Below are 15367 nucleotides of genomic sequence, written 5' to 3'. Positions count from 1 at the left end.
AAGAACCCTCAATCCACTGAGGTGGCATTGAAGGTTCTTTTTGCATCCCTATGGCAAAGGATTGCTCTCCGTTACTGTGAGAGGATCTCCAGAAGCTCACGCTGTAATATTTCGGCACTCTGCTGCCAGGTAAAGCGCTGTGAATCCTGTTCACCTTTAAGCGCAAGTTTTGCAAGCAACTCCGGATCCTGAATCAGCCTCAGAACATCCTCTGCCAACTTATTCTCATAACGATACGACATGAGACAGTTCTCACCAGGGCTGCAATATTCCATGTTCCCACCTGCATAGGTGGTTACGAGCGCCGCCCCACAGCGCATTGCCTCCAGTCCCGGTAGCGAGCCTGCATCATGAGTGCTTGCACTGACAAAAATATCACTCTCATTATAATGGTAGCAGAGCTCTACATCATTCGCGGGTGTACGAATCTGATAGTTGGGATCATGCAAAAATTCTTGCAGCATCGCTGACTCGGCAAACTCACGTGGCGGGATAATTAGGTAGATATCTACCTCGGGATGGCATTCCTTCACCCTGTTCAACTGGCGGATCAGATAAGCCTGCTCGCGGTGGTCAGAGAATCCCCCTTCCGGCTTGCGCAAGATCGTCGAAACAATAAGCCGTCTTCCTTCCTCTCTGTGGAGTTTCATATTATAGAAGTCGGGGTTCACACCAATGGGTACAATCCGGCCCTTGATGCCATGAACCAGTTGCACCAAACTTTGTTGCCAATTGGACAGAACGAAGAGATTGCGCGTCACGTTGTAAGAGGCGAAAGACACATTATTATCCGGCAAAAAAGTCGGCTCATAGCAGAGCGTCAGACGGGTGTGAATGCCTTTGCCTGCTTCGCTGGCCTGCTGGGACACTGCCACGGTGCTGTAATAGTTGGAAATAATAACATCACTGAAGGGAAAATCGGCAGCACTGATGCCCACCGGACCCGCGGAATAAATAATTTTGCAATTCATAGGGTATTCCACAATCCCGTTCCGGGGCATCAGAATCGTCACATCATGACCGAACCCAGCCAGACGGTTGGCAAGTTCAGCCAGCATCCGTTGCGCCCCACCCTTGGACAAAGTCAGAATTGGAAACGTCAGTTTCATTTACTGTCCTCCTTCCGCAGCAAACGCAAAATCTGCATGCGATACTTGGCCTGTAGCCGTTTGATTTCCCGACGTTGTGGCTCACTGTGAACTACAGAACCCATGGCCTCATGAACCCTGTAGTTGAGCAGTGGCGTTTCAATGAAAGACAATTCATAATAGGGCAGCAGACGGAGCCATAACTCATAATCATGGGTATACAAATACGCCTCATTGAACAGCCCCAGCTTACGGAAAATATCCATATCCATCAGCACGCTACTGCCATTCACAGTACAGCCATTCATCATCGTCTCCAGCAATTGCTTTCTGTTGACAAACGGGATATTCACCGCTTCTGACAGCCTCTCCCCCCGTTCATTGATGCAATAATAAGCCGTATGGTTAAAGGACAGGCCGGAGCTTTGCAGCATTTCCAGCTGTCTTCCGATTTTGTCAGGGTGAAAAACATCATCGGCACTGAGCCAGGCAAAAAAACCTCCCGTTGCTGCTTTAATGCCCTGATTCAGAGCCGATGCTGTGCCCCCGTTTTCCTTGCGGATATATAAAATACTACCCATATAAGGCGCAAGCTTCTCGACATGGATGGTAGAGCCATCGTCAACGACAATGATCTCGATATCGGTATAGCTCTGAGCCAGAACGCTGTCCAGCGCCTGATCTACATAAGGACAATTGTAAAAAGGAATGACTACCGACACCCTGGATTTTTTATTCATCTGCTCACCTCCTTTGCCTTAAAAGCCCGGCCTCCGTGGTATCTTTGCCGTACTTTAAAGGACCCGCGCAGGCGGAGGCGCTGCGCGGGACATTTAGTTCTTCAGGATTCCCTACTGCAATATCCTGTCCTTGTCTCTTTATTAGCCTCCCATAGAGGCGATCAGGTCACGAAGCGGAGCTTGATAACGGTCGATAGTTACAGCCACTTCGGCCAAAATAGCATTGTAATGCTTCAATGTGCCCATGCCTTCATGCTGACGGTAAGCGGTCAGAGACTGGTTCAGCAGTACTGGAGGATAACCATTCAATATGGCCCGGAACCACAAGTCATAGTCATGAGTGTAGGGTAGCGATTCATTGAAGTAACCAATGGCTCCAAAAAGTTCTCTCTTAATCATGATCGTACAGCCGTTCACGGGATTGCCCTGAAGGAAGCAGCGGAGATAGGCAAGATGATCAGGAAACACCGCTGCCGCATTCAGCTTGATCAATTGGGACTGTCCGTTAATATAATTGAAATTGGTATAAGAGATCAGCAAGTTGTTCTGTTCCATGTACAGTACCTGATTTCTGATTTTGTCATGATAGAACAGGTCATCTGAGCTAAGCCAGACGATATAATCACCTGTAGCTTGCAAAATACCATGATTCAGTGCAGAGGCGGTTCCCCCGTTGCCTTTCCCTAAATAATGAATATAAGGGAGATACGGAGTAATCCGCTCCTGATGGATCGTTGAACCATCATCTACCAGAATGATCTCATAAGGCTGCCACGATTGTGACAATGCGCTTTGCAGCGCCTGTTCAATGTATGGACAATTGTAAAAAGGGATGATCACTGATACTTTCGGATTATTCATACTAACCCTCCTTCCCCGCCGGTTCGATAATAGGCCAGAATATCAGTGAGCGAGGTCTCCAGATCAATCTCCGGTTGCCAACCTAATGTATCTACATTCATTTCCGGTGTTTCCTTATGGTCCGGGATAGCTGCTCTAGAATCCTCTCTTTGCGCCCGATTCATCACGCTCTGCTCCAATGATTCACCGGCTTCCGGCCCCCAGTCCAGCGGCACTTCTACTGCTGAGCGGCTGAGCAGATACTGTGCAATCTCGCCCAAGGAACGCTGCCGTCCGGAATCTATCTTATATACTGTCCCTGTCTCTCCTTTATTCAAAATTACGCTGTAGGCTCTGACCGCATCACGAACATCCAGAAAGTCACGGAGATCAAACCGGGAAGAAAGCTTGAATAGAGGCGGTTCCCCTCCTGCTTCCAGAGTGACTATATAACGGGCCAATAATGAGCAAAACCCGGTGGAGGGACCGGGGCCAATCAGGTTACAGGGCTCAGCCATAAGCACCGGTTGCCGGAACAGGGTTCCCCAGGCCAGTGATGCCAGTTCCTCCAGTGTTTTGCTGAGACTGTAGGGATGCGGCGGTCCCGCTGCAGTGCCCGCCTTGAACTTGAGACGCGATCCTGCCACCAAAATCCGGCTTTGTGGCAGGCTCCGCAAAGCTTCCAACAGATAGAGGGTTGCCATTACATTGCTCTCTATATATAGCAGTGGGTCACGCCAGGATTCCGGCACGGAATTTTTACCTGCGAGATGCAAAACCTCTTCCGGTGCAACCGTCTGGATCATTTCGTGTACGGCTTTCCTGTCGCTCAAATCGCAATAATACACATGTACGCCTTCCGGAAATATTGGGGCAACTCCCCCTAATCCCCCTCCATTCCCCGAATGGCGCAGCACAGCTGTGACTTGTGACCCGGCTGCCGCGAAGCTGCTAACCGCATGGCGTCCAGTAAATCCCCCTGCTCCGGTGATAAGCAGTCTACGCCCGGTCATAGGGTCGCTTCTGGCGGATACATCCACTTCGCCAGCTCCGCCAGCATCACTGAATACGTTGGGAAATCCCAACTGAAATCGAGTCTTGTGCTTTGCAGTGTACGATCCTGCACGTACATATCTTCAAGAATAATCTCCACATCCCGCTTGTCAAAAGCTGTACGAATCTGCTGCAGCAGTTGATATTTGCTTACCGGCTGGGGATGGGCAAGATGGATGAGACCGGAAACAGTGGACTCCAACAAAGAATCTATAGCTTTAGCCAGCTCCAAGGTGGTCACACCGTTCCACATCACCCGGCTGTAGCCCGAGACCTGGCCGGACTGAGCCAGGAACCACTCCAGCAGGCCGATCCCTCCAGAGCGAATTTCGGGTCCTATAATAGAAGTGCGAATGGTCAAATGCCCCGGTTCCCGTACCTCACCAAGACTTTTAGTAATCGCGTATACGGAGGTTCCATCCGGAGTATCGTCCTCAGCATAACCGCCGCGTGTTCCTTCGAACACGCAGTCGGTACTAATATGAATCAGCCGTGCATGAACCTCATCCGCTATACGCCGCAGGCGGTGCGGCAGAAACCCATTCACATGATAAGCTCCAATCTTGTCACGCTCTGCAAACTGGTTGAGTACCCCCATGGCATTGATAATGCAATGGGGGGAGACGATATCAACCAGATTTTCTACCCCGGCAATATCGTCGGCGTCTACATAAAGCCCGCTGAGATCTTTTTTATCCCGGGTTGTATAGAACACACTATGCTTGCCCTGACGGCGAAAATAATTCACGAGCATATGCCCCGCCATACCGTTTCCACCGAGAATGAGCAGCTTCATTGCAGAAAACCTCCCCGGATCAGAATATCCTTGATCTCATCACGGTACATCAGATTGGTCTCGGAACTGAAGCTGTTGAAGGAGACATGTGGGTAGCGGCTGTAGTGCTCTTTCAGTTCTGGCATATCCAGCGTCGGCAGAATTACCAGATACTGCTCGTCATAAACTACTGTTGTCATACTTTCAAAATCACTCATGAGGATTTCATGGATTTTCTCACCAGGACGAATACCCGTTTCAACGATGCTAACATCCTCTTTCCCGGAAGCCTCGATCAGCACCTCAGCCAGATCGACGATCCGGCAAGTCGGCATGGTCATAACAAAGATTTCACCGCCGACACTGACCTCCGAGGCTTTGAACAGCAATGTAATCGCATCGCGCAGGGTCAGGAAGAAGCGCGTCATGGCCATATCTGTAATGCGCACCTGCCCTTTGTCCTTGATCTGCTTCATGAACAGATGCACGACACTGCCGTTCGTGCCAAGCACGTTGCCACCGCGTACCGTTACGAACCGGGTGTTTGAACCAAGCAGATTGGCGTATACGATCAGCTTCTCCCCGATCGCCTTTGTCATTCCGTAGAAGTTAGACGGGTTGGCTGCTTTATCCGTAGAGATATAGATGACTTTCTCCACATGATTTGTAATCGCCGACTCTATCACATTCTGTGTGCCGACCACATTGGTCTTCAGGGCTTCATAGGGTTGGTCCTCACAGACCGGAACATGCTTCAATGCTGCCAGGTGATATACATAGTCGATCCCCCGGCAAGCCGCAGTAAGGGCCTCCTTGTCGCGGATATCGCCAATGATGAAGCTGAGACGTTCATCCTCGAATTCACGACTCATCGCTACCTGGGCAGATTCGCTGCGAGAGAATACTATGATTTCGCGCGGATGTTGCGGCAGCAACTGCCGGATCAGTTCATGCCCCCAGGAACCAGTACCGCCTGTGACCAGAATCCGTTTATTATTGAACATGCAGGTTCCCTCCAAGCAAAAATTTGACTACTTTGGCCGAGACATCCGGGGTTTTATAGCCTTCCGGTGCCTCCCATTCCCGGTGAAGCGAGGTCATCAGCTTGACGCAGCGCAGAATGCTGTCCCGATTCACCCCGGACACTACATTGCTTCCGCAATCCACCGTCTCCGGGCGTTCAGTGGTTTTGCGAATGGTTACGGTCGGTACCCCCATCAGGCAGCATTCCTCCTGAACCGTGCCGCTGTCGCTGATCGCACACAGCGCATGCCGTTCTAAATGGACAAAGTCAAAAAATCCGAAAGGTTCATGAAATTCAACCAGCGGGTGCATGGATAGCGAGAGCTGCTCTGTAAGCCGGGAGCGTGTGCGGGGATGGATGCTGCAAATCAGGCGAATTCCAAAATGCTCGGCAACCTCATTCAAACCAGACATGATTTGTTCAAGTGAATGGGGATCGTCAACATTCTCAGCCCGGTGAGCCGTGATCAGAAAATACTGACCCGGTGTAAGGCCTAACCGGTCCAGAATATCACTCCCCCCAATCTGAGCTTCATAATGTGTCATCACTTCATGGATCGGATTACCGGTCAGCACGATTCGGTTCGTGGGGAAACCTTCACTGACAAGATGTCTTTTGCTCTGCTGTGTATATGGCATGTTAATGGTGGAAACCGCGTCGATGATACGGCGGTTCTTCTCTTCAGGTACATTCAAATCGTAACAACGGTTTCCCGCCTCCATATGCACCACCGGAATTCCCATGCGCTCAGCCAGAATCGCGCACAGCGCGCTGTTGGTATCCCCCAGCAGCAGAATGCGGTCCGGCTGTTCCTTTCGCAGAATGGGCTCCAGTCCGCCGAACATCGCAGCCATTTGTCCACCAAGTCCTGCTTGCTTATCCTGCAGCACATAATCTGGTGACCGCAGCCCGAGTTCTGCAAAGAAGATGCCACTGAGGCTTGAGGTAAAGTTCTGGCCGGTGTGCACCAGCACATGCCGCTCCGCATGCTCGTCGAGCAGCGGAATGATGACGCTGAGACGAATAATTTCGGGCCGTGTGCCCAAGATCGTCATGATCTTCATGAGTTCACTCCCCTGCCTTCTGTATAATTCCGTTCCGGCCGCCAAGAAGCTGCAGCGGCCGGACGGAGAGGCCGCGATTCCTTGGCGCGGCCTACGCCGCCTTGCGGCGGCCCTTGGTCCGGCGGGCGCTGCTGCGGCGCTTGCCGCCGGAACGCCGCCGCCGGGCGGCCGATTTTGACCGCCGCTTGCGGGACGCGCGGCGAATGGCGGACGGGCGCCCAGTTCGGCGCGCCCGTTCCTTGGCGCGGCGTAGACGGCCGCGCCGGAGCTTGCGGCGCCGCTTGCGGGACGCGCGGCGCGGCTTTTCTCGCCGCGGCTCAGCTGCGGCGAGAGGTTCACTTTCGCCCGGGACCGCAGGTCCGGGCGGAGGCACCGCCGCGATGGGGAGCGCGGCGGGCAGCGAAGTGCAGTAGCGGAGGTTCCACCTCTCCGCAAGCCCAAGCAGGCGCATGCGGTACGCCGCCGGGCCGTAGGCGGCCTCGGCCAGCTCCCGCGCCCTGCTCCCAATGGCAGCGGCAAGGCCTGGCTGCGCCAGCAGCGCTTTTACCGCCTCAGCCAACGCCTCGGTATTCTCTGGCGGGACCAGATAATCACCGCAGCCCGCAGTTTGCAGAATCTCCTGCAGTCCTCCGGAAGCATAGGCCACGACAGGTTTGCCGAAGGCGATCCCCTCCAGGGCTGTCATCCCGAAGCCCTCACGGATGAGGCTGGGCACAACAAGTACATCCATCGCACAATAGGCTGCCGGCAAGCAATCCTCATAGCCAACAAAATGGAAGCGTGAATAGAGGCCTTCCATTTTCACCTTACGAACACAGCGGTCATAGAAGGCTTTATCCCCCGGTGTTCCAATGACCAGAAACTTGGCATGAGGCTCAGCAGCCGATACAATCACAGCCATATTTACGAAATGCTCCAGTCCCTTTTCCTTATTAATAAAGGAAGATATATAGCCGACCAGCTTCTGGTACGGCTGCACTCGCAGCTCCAGTCTCCGTTCGCTCCGTAGCTTGCTCCAGGACGCTTCCATCATCTCTCCATCATTCCAAGACGGGGGAAGCAGCGTGACCTTGCCCACCATTATCTCTTGCGTAAAACAAGCCGCCGCCGTATGGGAGATGGCCAAAATCTCGTCACTGTTGCGGTTTATCAGTTCGACGCTGATCCCTGTATATTCATTGTTCGTTATGGCCTCTGAAATTTTCCATACTACGGGAATCCCCAGGGACTTGCCAGCCATGGCCGGAAGCACATGAACGCAGGTGCTGGTGATGATAAGGGCCGGACGTAGAACGACCAGCCAGTCGATTAATTCCCGATATTCCCTGCTTTCCTGCAGCTGCCTGGCATCGGCCGGGAGACCTGCATACGGAGTATACATTCCATACAAAAGAGGGATCGGCATAAGCTGTACATTCAGCCCGAAGCTCCGGGCTTGCTTGGTTAGCTTCCCTTCATGCGGCGCTACGAGTATACAGTTAAAAAAACGGGACAGCTCACGGCCGAAGAAGAGCAACAGCTTCTCCGCACCGGTAATGCTTCGTGTATTGGAGACATGAGAAAAGAGGACGATTGTAGCTTTATCGGCCATGGCGTCTTGGCGCTCCTTTCCCCAAGGCTTGGAGCGACCATTCACCTCCTAAAAGTTATCCGGAGTCCAGCCAAGCTCTTTCTTTGGCTGGATTATTCCCTGTAGCTGGTACCTATTAGCCAGGCTATTCCTTCAGAGGCAAAAGCACATTCCTGTCTTATGCCTGATATCGCTTAGCCGTAGATAATGGTCAGTAATTGGTTGAGACGTATCGCGTACGTGTGATCCTTCAGCGTCCGCTCATAGGCACGAAGTACAATTTCCCGGCGCTCTTCTTCATGAGTAAGGTAGAAGCGGATTTTATCCATCATTTCCTTCGGGCTGGCAAATGTCTCGATCTCCTCGCCTGCCTTGTAAAAGTTCCCCATGTCATCCCTGGCATCGCAGAGCTGCAGCGTACCACTCGCGGCAATTTCAAACGTACGCGGGTTCGGTGAAACAGCCGAAATACCCAGTGAATTGTTGTTAACATCCTTATCGATATGGGAACGATGCAGGTTGATGACGATTTTGGAGCCGCTGTAAGTAAGTGCTGTTTCCTGTGGAGACATCCACTTACCAATCTCAATTCGTTCGCCATACTGTGGGGCTTCGGGCAAGCGATCCCACCAGATTCCGTTGATAACCGTGTTGTACTGCATTAGTTCAGGCAAGACTTCACGGAAGAAGTTGATCCGGTTCCAATAGGCGGAGCCGATAAAACTGACATCACGCTGGACCGGTGAGCGAGTCGTAGTCGGGTGATAATGCTCCCGGTGAGCAGCAAAGGGAAGGTAATGAACCTGCTGGCAACCCAGTCCTTTATAGAAATCAATGCAGTTGCGTTCCAAGGTGAATACATAGTCATAATGCAGCACGATTTTCAAAGTGAAGTCTGTGTAGTAAGGATCATCTGTGAGCCAGATGGCCGTGCGGATGCCGGAGCTTTTCAGCTGGTTAATCTGCTCCAGCGGCAGATCCATTCCGTCCAAGACGAGCACCAGATCTGGATGATTGGCCGCTGCCAGCTCCACCAGATTCTGACGAACATCCGTCACTGTTACCTGAGAGGTCAGCTTTTGTAGAGCGGCGACAATTGCTTCGTCCAGAGGAGAGTATGGATAGCCTTTGCCTGAGGCTACATACATGACGTGAATATTGCGCACCGGGATCGGTTCTTCCGCTCTGCCGTCAAGAATCGCCAGCCGGCCCCGCAAATACCCTTCGTCATATCCTGTCTTGAAGCCAGTTAACCTCCCCCGCAGCTTTTGTTCTTCTGCAGGCGTCAGAGGCAGCGGGGGTGTAGGGAGTACAAATTTATTGCTCATCTGCTTCTCTCTCCTTTATTCCTATGAATGGATTCAGTTTCGCGAGGCAATGACATTCAACAGCTGTGGCAGGCGGGCAGTAAATGTGTGATTTTGCAGCGTAGTATGCAGCCCCCGTAACGCAATTTGACGGCGTTCTTCTTCATGATGGAGATAATAGTCCATCTTCCGCTGCAGCTCCTCTGGGGAACCGAACGTTTCAATGTCATAACCGGGAGTGTAAAAGTTCCCTAGATCGTCGCGCACATCCGTCAGCTGCAGCGTTCCGCAGGCACTGATCTCATAGGTTCTCGGGTTGATAGACCGCGAAGACAGCTGGTGCGTATTGCGGTTATCCTGTCCGTTCTCCCATGGTCGGTGAATATTAATGACCAGCTTGGCACCACTGTAATAGTTCGCAGTTTCTCCGGGTGGAATAAACCCGTCCTTGATGAATGGGGCCAGTTGGTCATAACGACTCAGCCGTTCCCAGAATCCCCCGGCAATCAATACCTTCTTGGTGCGCAGATAAGGGGCCAGCCGGTCAAACAGCTCGGTCCGGTTACGGAAGGCATTGCCGATGAATACGATATCGTACTTGTACTGAGGCCCAGTACGGCGGGGATGGAACATCCCGGGGTTCACACACAAGGGCACATAATGCACAGACGTCGCTCCAAGGGAGCGATAAAATTCCACAGCACTCAATTCATGCGTAAAGACATGATCGTAATGCCGCCAAATGACCGCGGTGTCCTCTGTAAAATAAGGATCATCCACAAACCAAATCGCCGCTGTAATACCCAACCCCCGTATGGCAGCAATCTGTTCCAGATGGTCATCAGGGAACACATGCAGCCCATTCATGACGAGCACCGCTTCCGGTCGTTCCCGAACGGCGGTGTCATACATGGCTTCAGGCGTGCTAACCACCAATTCACTGACCAGCTGCTGCAAAGCTTCCCTAACACCAGTATCAATGGCTTCAAAACCCTGAGGAACATACATGAGTTTAAATGGCCGGCATGCCTCCGCTTTCGGCGGGTTCAAGCGTTGCACGGCACGGCATAACCCTAAACGGTACCCTTCTTGGTAGCCATCGAGGTATTCGGGGTTATGCGCCTTTCTTATTTTTGCTGTCACGGCCTTCACCCTGCCCTGTCGTATTCTCAAGACAGTGTACTATATGCGGAGTCAGCACCCGCCTCATGGACATCTGTCTGTAGCACATATAAATTGGCAGATGTCCCCTGTCTTTTGCCCGGCTTGGCACACACCAACGCAGAATGTATCCACTCCTGCCGAACTGCTATAATAGAGTGATCATCGGAATTAGAGGAATAATGTGCTGCCGCCTGACTCGAGCAACGAGGAGGAAATCATTATGTATAACGTCAATGCCATGCTATATTTACGACACGCAGAGCTGCTGCGGGATAAAGTCCCTTCTTTTGGCTCATACCCATTTAATCTGCCTGCGGTACGTGAACTGGAACGTCTAGTGTTTGAGAAGCAGGTTACCTTTCTGGTAGGGGAGAACGGAACGGGAAAATCAACACTTCTGGAAGGTATCGCTGCTGCCTGGGGCTTTAATCCCGAAGGCGGGACACTGAACTTTACGTTCAGCACCCGTCCCTCTCATTCAGAGCTTTATGAGTTTCTAAGAATTGCTCGGGGCGTAAAGCGCCCAAAGGATGGTTTTTTCCTGCGGGCGGAAAGTTATTATAACGTCGCTTCATACATAGATCAGTTGGATGAGGAACCAGCTACTACGCCACGTATTAAAGATTCCTACGGGGGGAAGTCATTGCACGAGCAATCTCACGGCGAGTCTTTTTTCGCTACATTTGTTCACCGCTTCGGCGGAGGTGGCCTTTACATACTAGATGAACCGGAGGCTGCGCTTTCCCCGCTGCGCCAGATGTCCCTTCTTGTCCGGATGCATGAGTTGGTACAGCAGCGCTCACAGTTTATTATCGCGACCCATTCCCCCATCCTGATGTCCTATCCCGGTGCGGATATCTTTCAATTAGGAGAGAACGGTCTTCATTCTGTCACTCTAGAAGAAACAGAGCATTATACGGTAACCAAAGCATTCATGAACGACAAAAAGGGGATGCTGCGTGAGTTACTTGGGGATGATGAGTAGGCTTTTTTTCAGGCGGATGGAGAAAACCCGGGTAGTGTGCGGTTAAACGATAGGAGCTGGTTGCAGATGGTTGCAGTTGGTTGCAGTTGGTTGCAGAGGGTTGAAGCTGGTTGCAGAGGGTTGAAGCTGGTTAGAGCCAATAGTGCTGATACTCCTTAATGAATGAGGCTGGAAGGTGATAGGGTAGTTGAGGTAGTTGAGATAGTTGAGCTTGTTGAGCTTGTTGAGCTTGTTGAGCTTGTTGAGGTAGTCGAGCCTGTTGAGGTAATTGAGGCAATTGAGCTTGTTGAGGTAGTTGAGCTTGTTAAGGTAAGTTGCTCTTGTTGCTCTTGCTGAGGCTAATAGCTGCTTGAGGGACTGAGGCGAGACTGATAGTCTGCTAAATACAACAAACTTAAGATCAAACTAAAGCCAAACCTAAGATCCGAACGTAAGACCCGGTCGTTACTATAGTGAAATGTTTGGACTTCCGGTCGCTATTACCCTCAGTTTCCCTCATTATAACCGCTTCTTCTTAATAGAACATATTAAAATAACAAAACCTAGATAAGAGAGAGTTCATAATAATGATCTCCGAAGTGTAATTAACGGCATTTTTGTACCTTAAATAGCCTGCGTCAAAGGATATTTGGAAATTAAGTGCAATATTGCACCTTAAATCTTCCACTATAGGCCTTTCAAGGCTATTTTTCAAAAAATAAGATACAATAATGCCTCTATTTCGCTATTTTACCTTTAATCAAGAAAAATAAGGTGCAAAAATGCCGTTAGTTGGTAAGGTAGAGCCATTTTCTACTGTTAAGAAGACGGGTGCAGAGGATATTCTATGCATTTAGAAGTATGTCGGAGATTTGCTACCTGAAGCCCAAACTTAATCAGCATAACGTTGCTCTCCTGTTTGAATCATTATTTTACTTAATATGGCGGGTGAAAGTTGGCGACAGCTTAAGCTTAGGCATCCGATGCGAGCCTTCCTGCGGAAAGCTTTCAGGCGAACGCTTCGCTCCTACATTTGCGGACTTTCCTGCGGAAAGCTTTCAGGCGAACGCTTCGCTCCTGCATTTGCGGGCTTTCCTGCGGTAAGCTTTCAGGCGAACGCTTCGCTCCTACATTTGCGGGCTTTCCTGCGGTAAGCTTTCAGGCGAATGCTTCGCTCCTACATTTGCTAACTTTCCCCTTCCTTCCTCGCTTTCGCTTCTTACTTTTATACATCTTATATACCCTGGTTTCACCTTATAGTAGAAATGGAACATCCCTAGGACTATCTATACTTCAATATCGAAATATCGAAGCATCAAAGCATCAAAACATCAAAGCATCAAAGCATCAAAACATCCAAACATTACGACAGCTCAAATCAATCCAATATAACCTAAAACATTTAAATACCCCCTAGAATAGTCAGCTCTGAGACTTTCCCTAGGGGGTATTACGTATTTCTGAATTCTACAACAATAATGCCACAGTCACCGGGTCAAGTATGCATCCACCCATCTCTTCATCTCCTGGGATGGCCCTAGTCCCAACTCCCTGCGGTATTGTTCCTCAAAGCTCGCATAGTGCTTGATGACACGATCCCGCTTGCCACTTGCCGCATAAACCTCTAGCAACAACAGGTGCATATCTTCCTCAAGCGGGCAGACCGATAATCCTGCTTCCAGCCGCTGCTGAGCCTGAGTCCAGTCCTTTCTAGTCATTTGATGCCGTACCAGTTTATAGAGGAGCACTTTGTACTGCTTGGCACAGCCCTCCTCAAGCCTTACCTTCCAGAGATAATCCTTCCGATCGAGCAGGCTGCCCCGGTAAAGATCGCATAAGCGTTCCAATGAAGCTATATCCTCCGGCGCATCCGCCAAAGCGGGGCTACTCCGCTGCAATTCCAACAGATCATAGGAGGCCTGCAAAGTTTCCAGAAAGTAGCCGTCTCCAGTTTTAACAATATTCATTCCTATGTCCTGTTCCTTCAGCAGCTTCCTCAAACGATACACTGTATTGTGCAGATTATGTGCCGCGCGCTCCTCATCCATATCCGGCCATAGCACATTCATCAGATGCCATTTGTTAGAATCCTGGTTGGGGTAACACAACAAGTAAGCAAACAGCTCTTCCGTTTTCCGCGCCGGCCAATGGATCAGCTCCCCCTTCGGGTTCCGAACTTCAAAACCTCCGAAACAGCGTATGAAGGCCTGCGGCATGGGCGCCGACATGGCCTTAGACGAAGCTGATCGCCCGGCTTCTTTTATCAGCCGATCTGTAATCCGTGCGATCGCAGCCGGGGTCACCGGCTTCAGAATATAATCAAAAGCGAAGACATTGAAAGCCTCCAGCGCATACTCCTTATAAGCTGTTGTGAATACAATCCGCGTATTCTCGCAGCACTCATCAATTCTGCGAGCCAGTTCCAGACCGGAGAGCCGCGGCATTTCCACATCCAAGAACACAATGTCCGGTTGGAGCTTTGGCAAACTGGTCAAAGCATCCATAGGGTTGCTGAATGCCCCGATAATATGACAGTGGTGATTCCTTCCTACAACTACCTTCATCAACTCCAGAATCGGCTTCTCATCCTCCACAATGACCGCAGTAAATAAGTCCGTCCTTTCTTCTGCCATTTCATCGTTCCCTTCTTTGGTGCTGACAATCAACTGTGGATCCTCCTTATTTCAATTTCAGCTCCTCCGATGCTTCAGCTCCAAATTCTTGGCGATAAGCCTCCAGATATTGTTGTTGAAGTCGGCTGATCTTCTCTTTTTTTCCGCGTTGTTCATAAATACCGATCAGAAGCTCATGCATGTTCTCTTGCAGTGGATACATAGACAAATAGCCTCCCAGCAGCTCCTCCACCTGATCCCATTGTTCAGCAACGCTCTTCCGTTCAACGAGCTCACCAATCAGCATAGTGTACTGCTTAAAGTACGCTTCTTCCAGGGCCGCTTTCCACAAATATGGCTTGTTTTCCAGCAGCGGTCCCTGATACAAGGAACAGAGGTGCTCTGCTTGCCCCGCTATCAGCCCTGCTTTACTCTCACTGCTTTTGGCCTGATCAAACGCCAGTATATCGTAATCTACTTCACCGATATCCAGCATGTACCTGTCATTGAGCTTCTTGATTTCCATTCCAAAGTTATTTTCCTTTAGCATCTTCCTTAAGAGATACAACGTATTGTAAAAATTGGACAAGCTCTGCTTTTCCGCCATCTCTGGCCAAAGCAAGTCAAGTAGCCTCCATTTGCTGATATAGGTGGCCGGATGACATAGGAAGTATGCCAATAGCTCCTCTGCTCTTCGAGTACGAAAATGCAGCGGCTTCCCCATAGCATCCCTAATCTCAAATTCACCAAAGCAACGGATGGCCATCCTCTTTTTCTGAGAATTCACGTTATTAGGTACGCGCTTGTGGTTCAGACGCTCCTGCACCCGCTTAATGGACGCCGGCGTCACAGGCTTGAGAATATAATCCAAGGCTTGTACCTCGAACGCCTCCAGGGCGTAGTCCTTATATGCTGTTGTGAATACGATTTGTGTCTGCGGCATTAACGCATAAATTCGGTTGGCCAACTCGATCCCGTTTAACCTCGGCATTTCAACATCTATAAAAACCACATCCGGCTTCAATTCCGGCAACCGCTCCAGTGCCTCCAGTGGATGGATGAATGCACCGGCAATGATGAAATTGTGATCTCGACTAATCATGACCTTCATCAATTCAAGAATGGGCTGCTCATCCTCAACAATTACCGCACGAAACATGCTCGTC

14 protein-coding genes are annotated in these 15367 nt (G+C 50.6%); 2 read left to right on the top strand and 12 right to left on the bottom strand.

Features of this window, described 5'->3' with window-relative positions:
* Window positions 1-71: 71 nt before the first annotated feature.
* The 10 genes from AC3Y23_RS15445 to AC3Y23_RS15400 form a co-directional block, all read right to left on the bottom strand.
* Window positions 72-1109: a glycosyltransferase family 4 protein gene (locus AC3Y23_RS15445; RefSeq protein WP_379200376.1), complete on the bottom strand. Its 1038-nt coding sequence runs from the start codon at window positions 1107-1109 to the stop codon at window positions 72-74.
* On the bottom strand, window positions 1106-1828 hold the full coding sequence (locus AC3Y23_RS15440) for a glycosyltransferase family 2 protein (protein ID WP_379200374.1): 723 nt from the start codon (window positions 1826-1828) through the stop codon (window positions 1106-1108). The genes AC3Y23_RS15445 and AC3Y23_RS15440 overlap by 4 nt, the downstream gene beginning before the upstream one ends.
* A 141-nt stretch (window positions 1829-1969) precedes the next feature.
* Window positions 1970-2689, bottom strand: a complete 720-nt coding sequence (locus AC3Y23_RS15435) for a glycosyltransferase (RefSeq protein ID WP_379200372.1) — start codon at window positions 2687-2689, stop codon at window positions 1970-1972.
* The gene (locus AC3Y23_RS15430; protein ID WP_379200370.1) at window positions 2686-3753 is read right to left on the bottom strand and encodes an NAD-dependent epimerase/dehydratase family protein; all 1068 of its coding nucleotides are present in this window, start codon (window positions 3751-3753) and stop codon (window positions 2686-2688) included. Before AC3Y23_RS15430 ends, AC3Y23_RS15435 begins: the two co-directional genes overlap by 4 nt.
* The gene (locus AC3Y23_RS15425; protein WP_379200368.1) at window positions 3678-4517 is read right to left on the bottom strand and encodes a dTDP-4-dehydrorhamnose reductase family protein; all 840 of its coding nucleotides are present in this window, start codon (window positions 4515-4517) and stop codon (window positions 3678-3680) included. Before AC3Y23_RS15425 ends, AC3Y23_RS15430 begins: the two co-directional genes overlap by 76 nt.
* On the bottom strand, window positions 4514-5500 hold the full coding sequence (locus AC3Y23_RS15420; RefSeq protein WP_379200366.1) for a polysaccharide biosynthesis protein: 987 nt from the start codon (window positions 5498-5500) through the stop codon (window positions 4514-4516). The genes AC3Y23_RS15425 and AC3Y23_RS15420 overlap by 4 nt, the downstream gene beginning before the upstream one ends.
* The gene (gene wecB / locus AC3Y23_RS15415; RefSeq protein ID WP_379200364.1) at window positions 5490-6584 is read right to left on the bottom strand and encodes a non-hydrolyzing UDP-N-acetylglucosamine 2-epimerase; all 1095 of its coding nucleotides are present in this window, start codon (window positions 6582-6584) and stop codon (window positions 5490-5492) included. The genes AC3Y23_RS15420 and wecB overlap by 11 nt, the downstream gene beginning before the upstream one ends.
* 91 nt (window positions 6585-6675) lie before the next feature.
* On the bottom strand, window positions 6676-8175 hold the full coding sequence (locus AC3Y23_RS15410; protein ID WP_379200362.1) for a glycosyltransferase family 4 protein: 1500 nt from the start codon (window positions 8173-8175) through the stop codon (window positions 6676-6678).
* Window positions 8176-8348: 173 nt separating this feature from the next.
* Window positions 8349-9482, bottom strand: a complete 1134-nt coding sequence (locus AC3Y23_RS15405; protein ID WP_379200360.1) for a CgeB family protein — start codon at window positions 9480-9482, stop codon at window positions 8349-8351.
* A 33-nt stretch (window positions 9483-9515) separates the two neighbouring features.
* Window positions 9516-10604: a CgeB family protein gene (locus tag AC3Y23_RS15400; protein WP_379200611.1), complete on the bottom strand. Its 1089-nt coding sequence runs from the start codon at window positions 10602-10604 to the stop codon at window positions 9516-9518.
* A gap of 241 nt (window positions 10605-10845) precedes the next feature.
* Between AC3Y23_RS15400 and AC3Y23_RS15395 the strand changes: the two genes are divergently transcribed.
* Together AC3Y23_RS15395 and AC3Y23_RS15390 are read left to right on the top strand one after the other, a co-directional pair.
* Complete coding sequence (locus AC3Y23_RS15395) at window positions 10846-11610, top strand: AAA family ATPase (protein WP_379200358.1); 765 nt, start codon at window positions 10846-10848, stop codon at window positions 11608-11610.
* 162 nt (window positions 11611-11772) lie between these two features.
* The gene (locus AC3Y23_RS15390; RefSeq protein WP_379200356.1) at window positions 11773-11946 is read left to right on the top strand and encodes a hypothetical protein; all 174 of its coding nucleotides are present in this window, start codon (window positions 11773-11775) and stop codon (window positions 11944-11946) included.
* A gap of 1130 nt (window positions 11947-13076) precedes the next feature.
* Here AC3Y23_RS15390 and AC3Y23_RS15385 read toward each other — a convergent pair.
* Window positions 13077-14255, bottom strand: a complete 1179-nt coding sequence (locus AC3Y23_RS15385) for a response regulator (RefSeq protein WP_379200354.1) — start codon at window positions 14253-14255, stop codon at window positions 13077-13079.
* Between the two features lie 13 nt (window positions 14256-14268).
* Window positions 14269-15360, bottom strand: a complete 1092-nt coding sequence (locus AC3Y23_RS15380) for a response regulator (protein WP_379200352.1) — start codon at window positions 15358-15360, stop codon at window positions 14269-14271.
* Between the last annotated feature and the right edge of the window lie 7 nt (window positions 15361-15367).

The sequence above is a fragment of the Paenibacillus sp. MAHUQ-45 genome, assembly GCF_058133325.1.
Note: the sequence above shows the minus strand (reverse complement) of the source record. Positions and strands in the feature narration are given on the sequence as shown.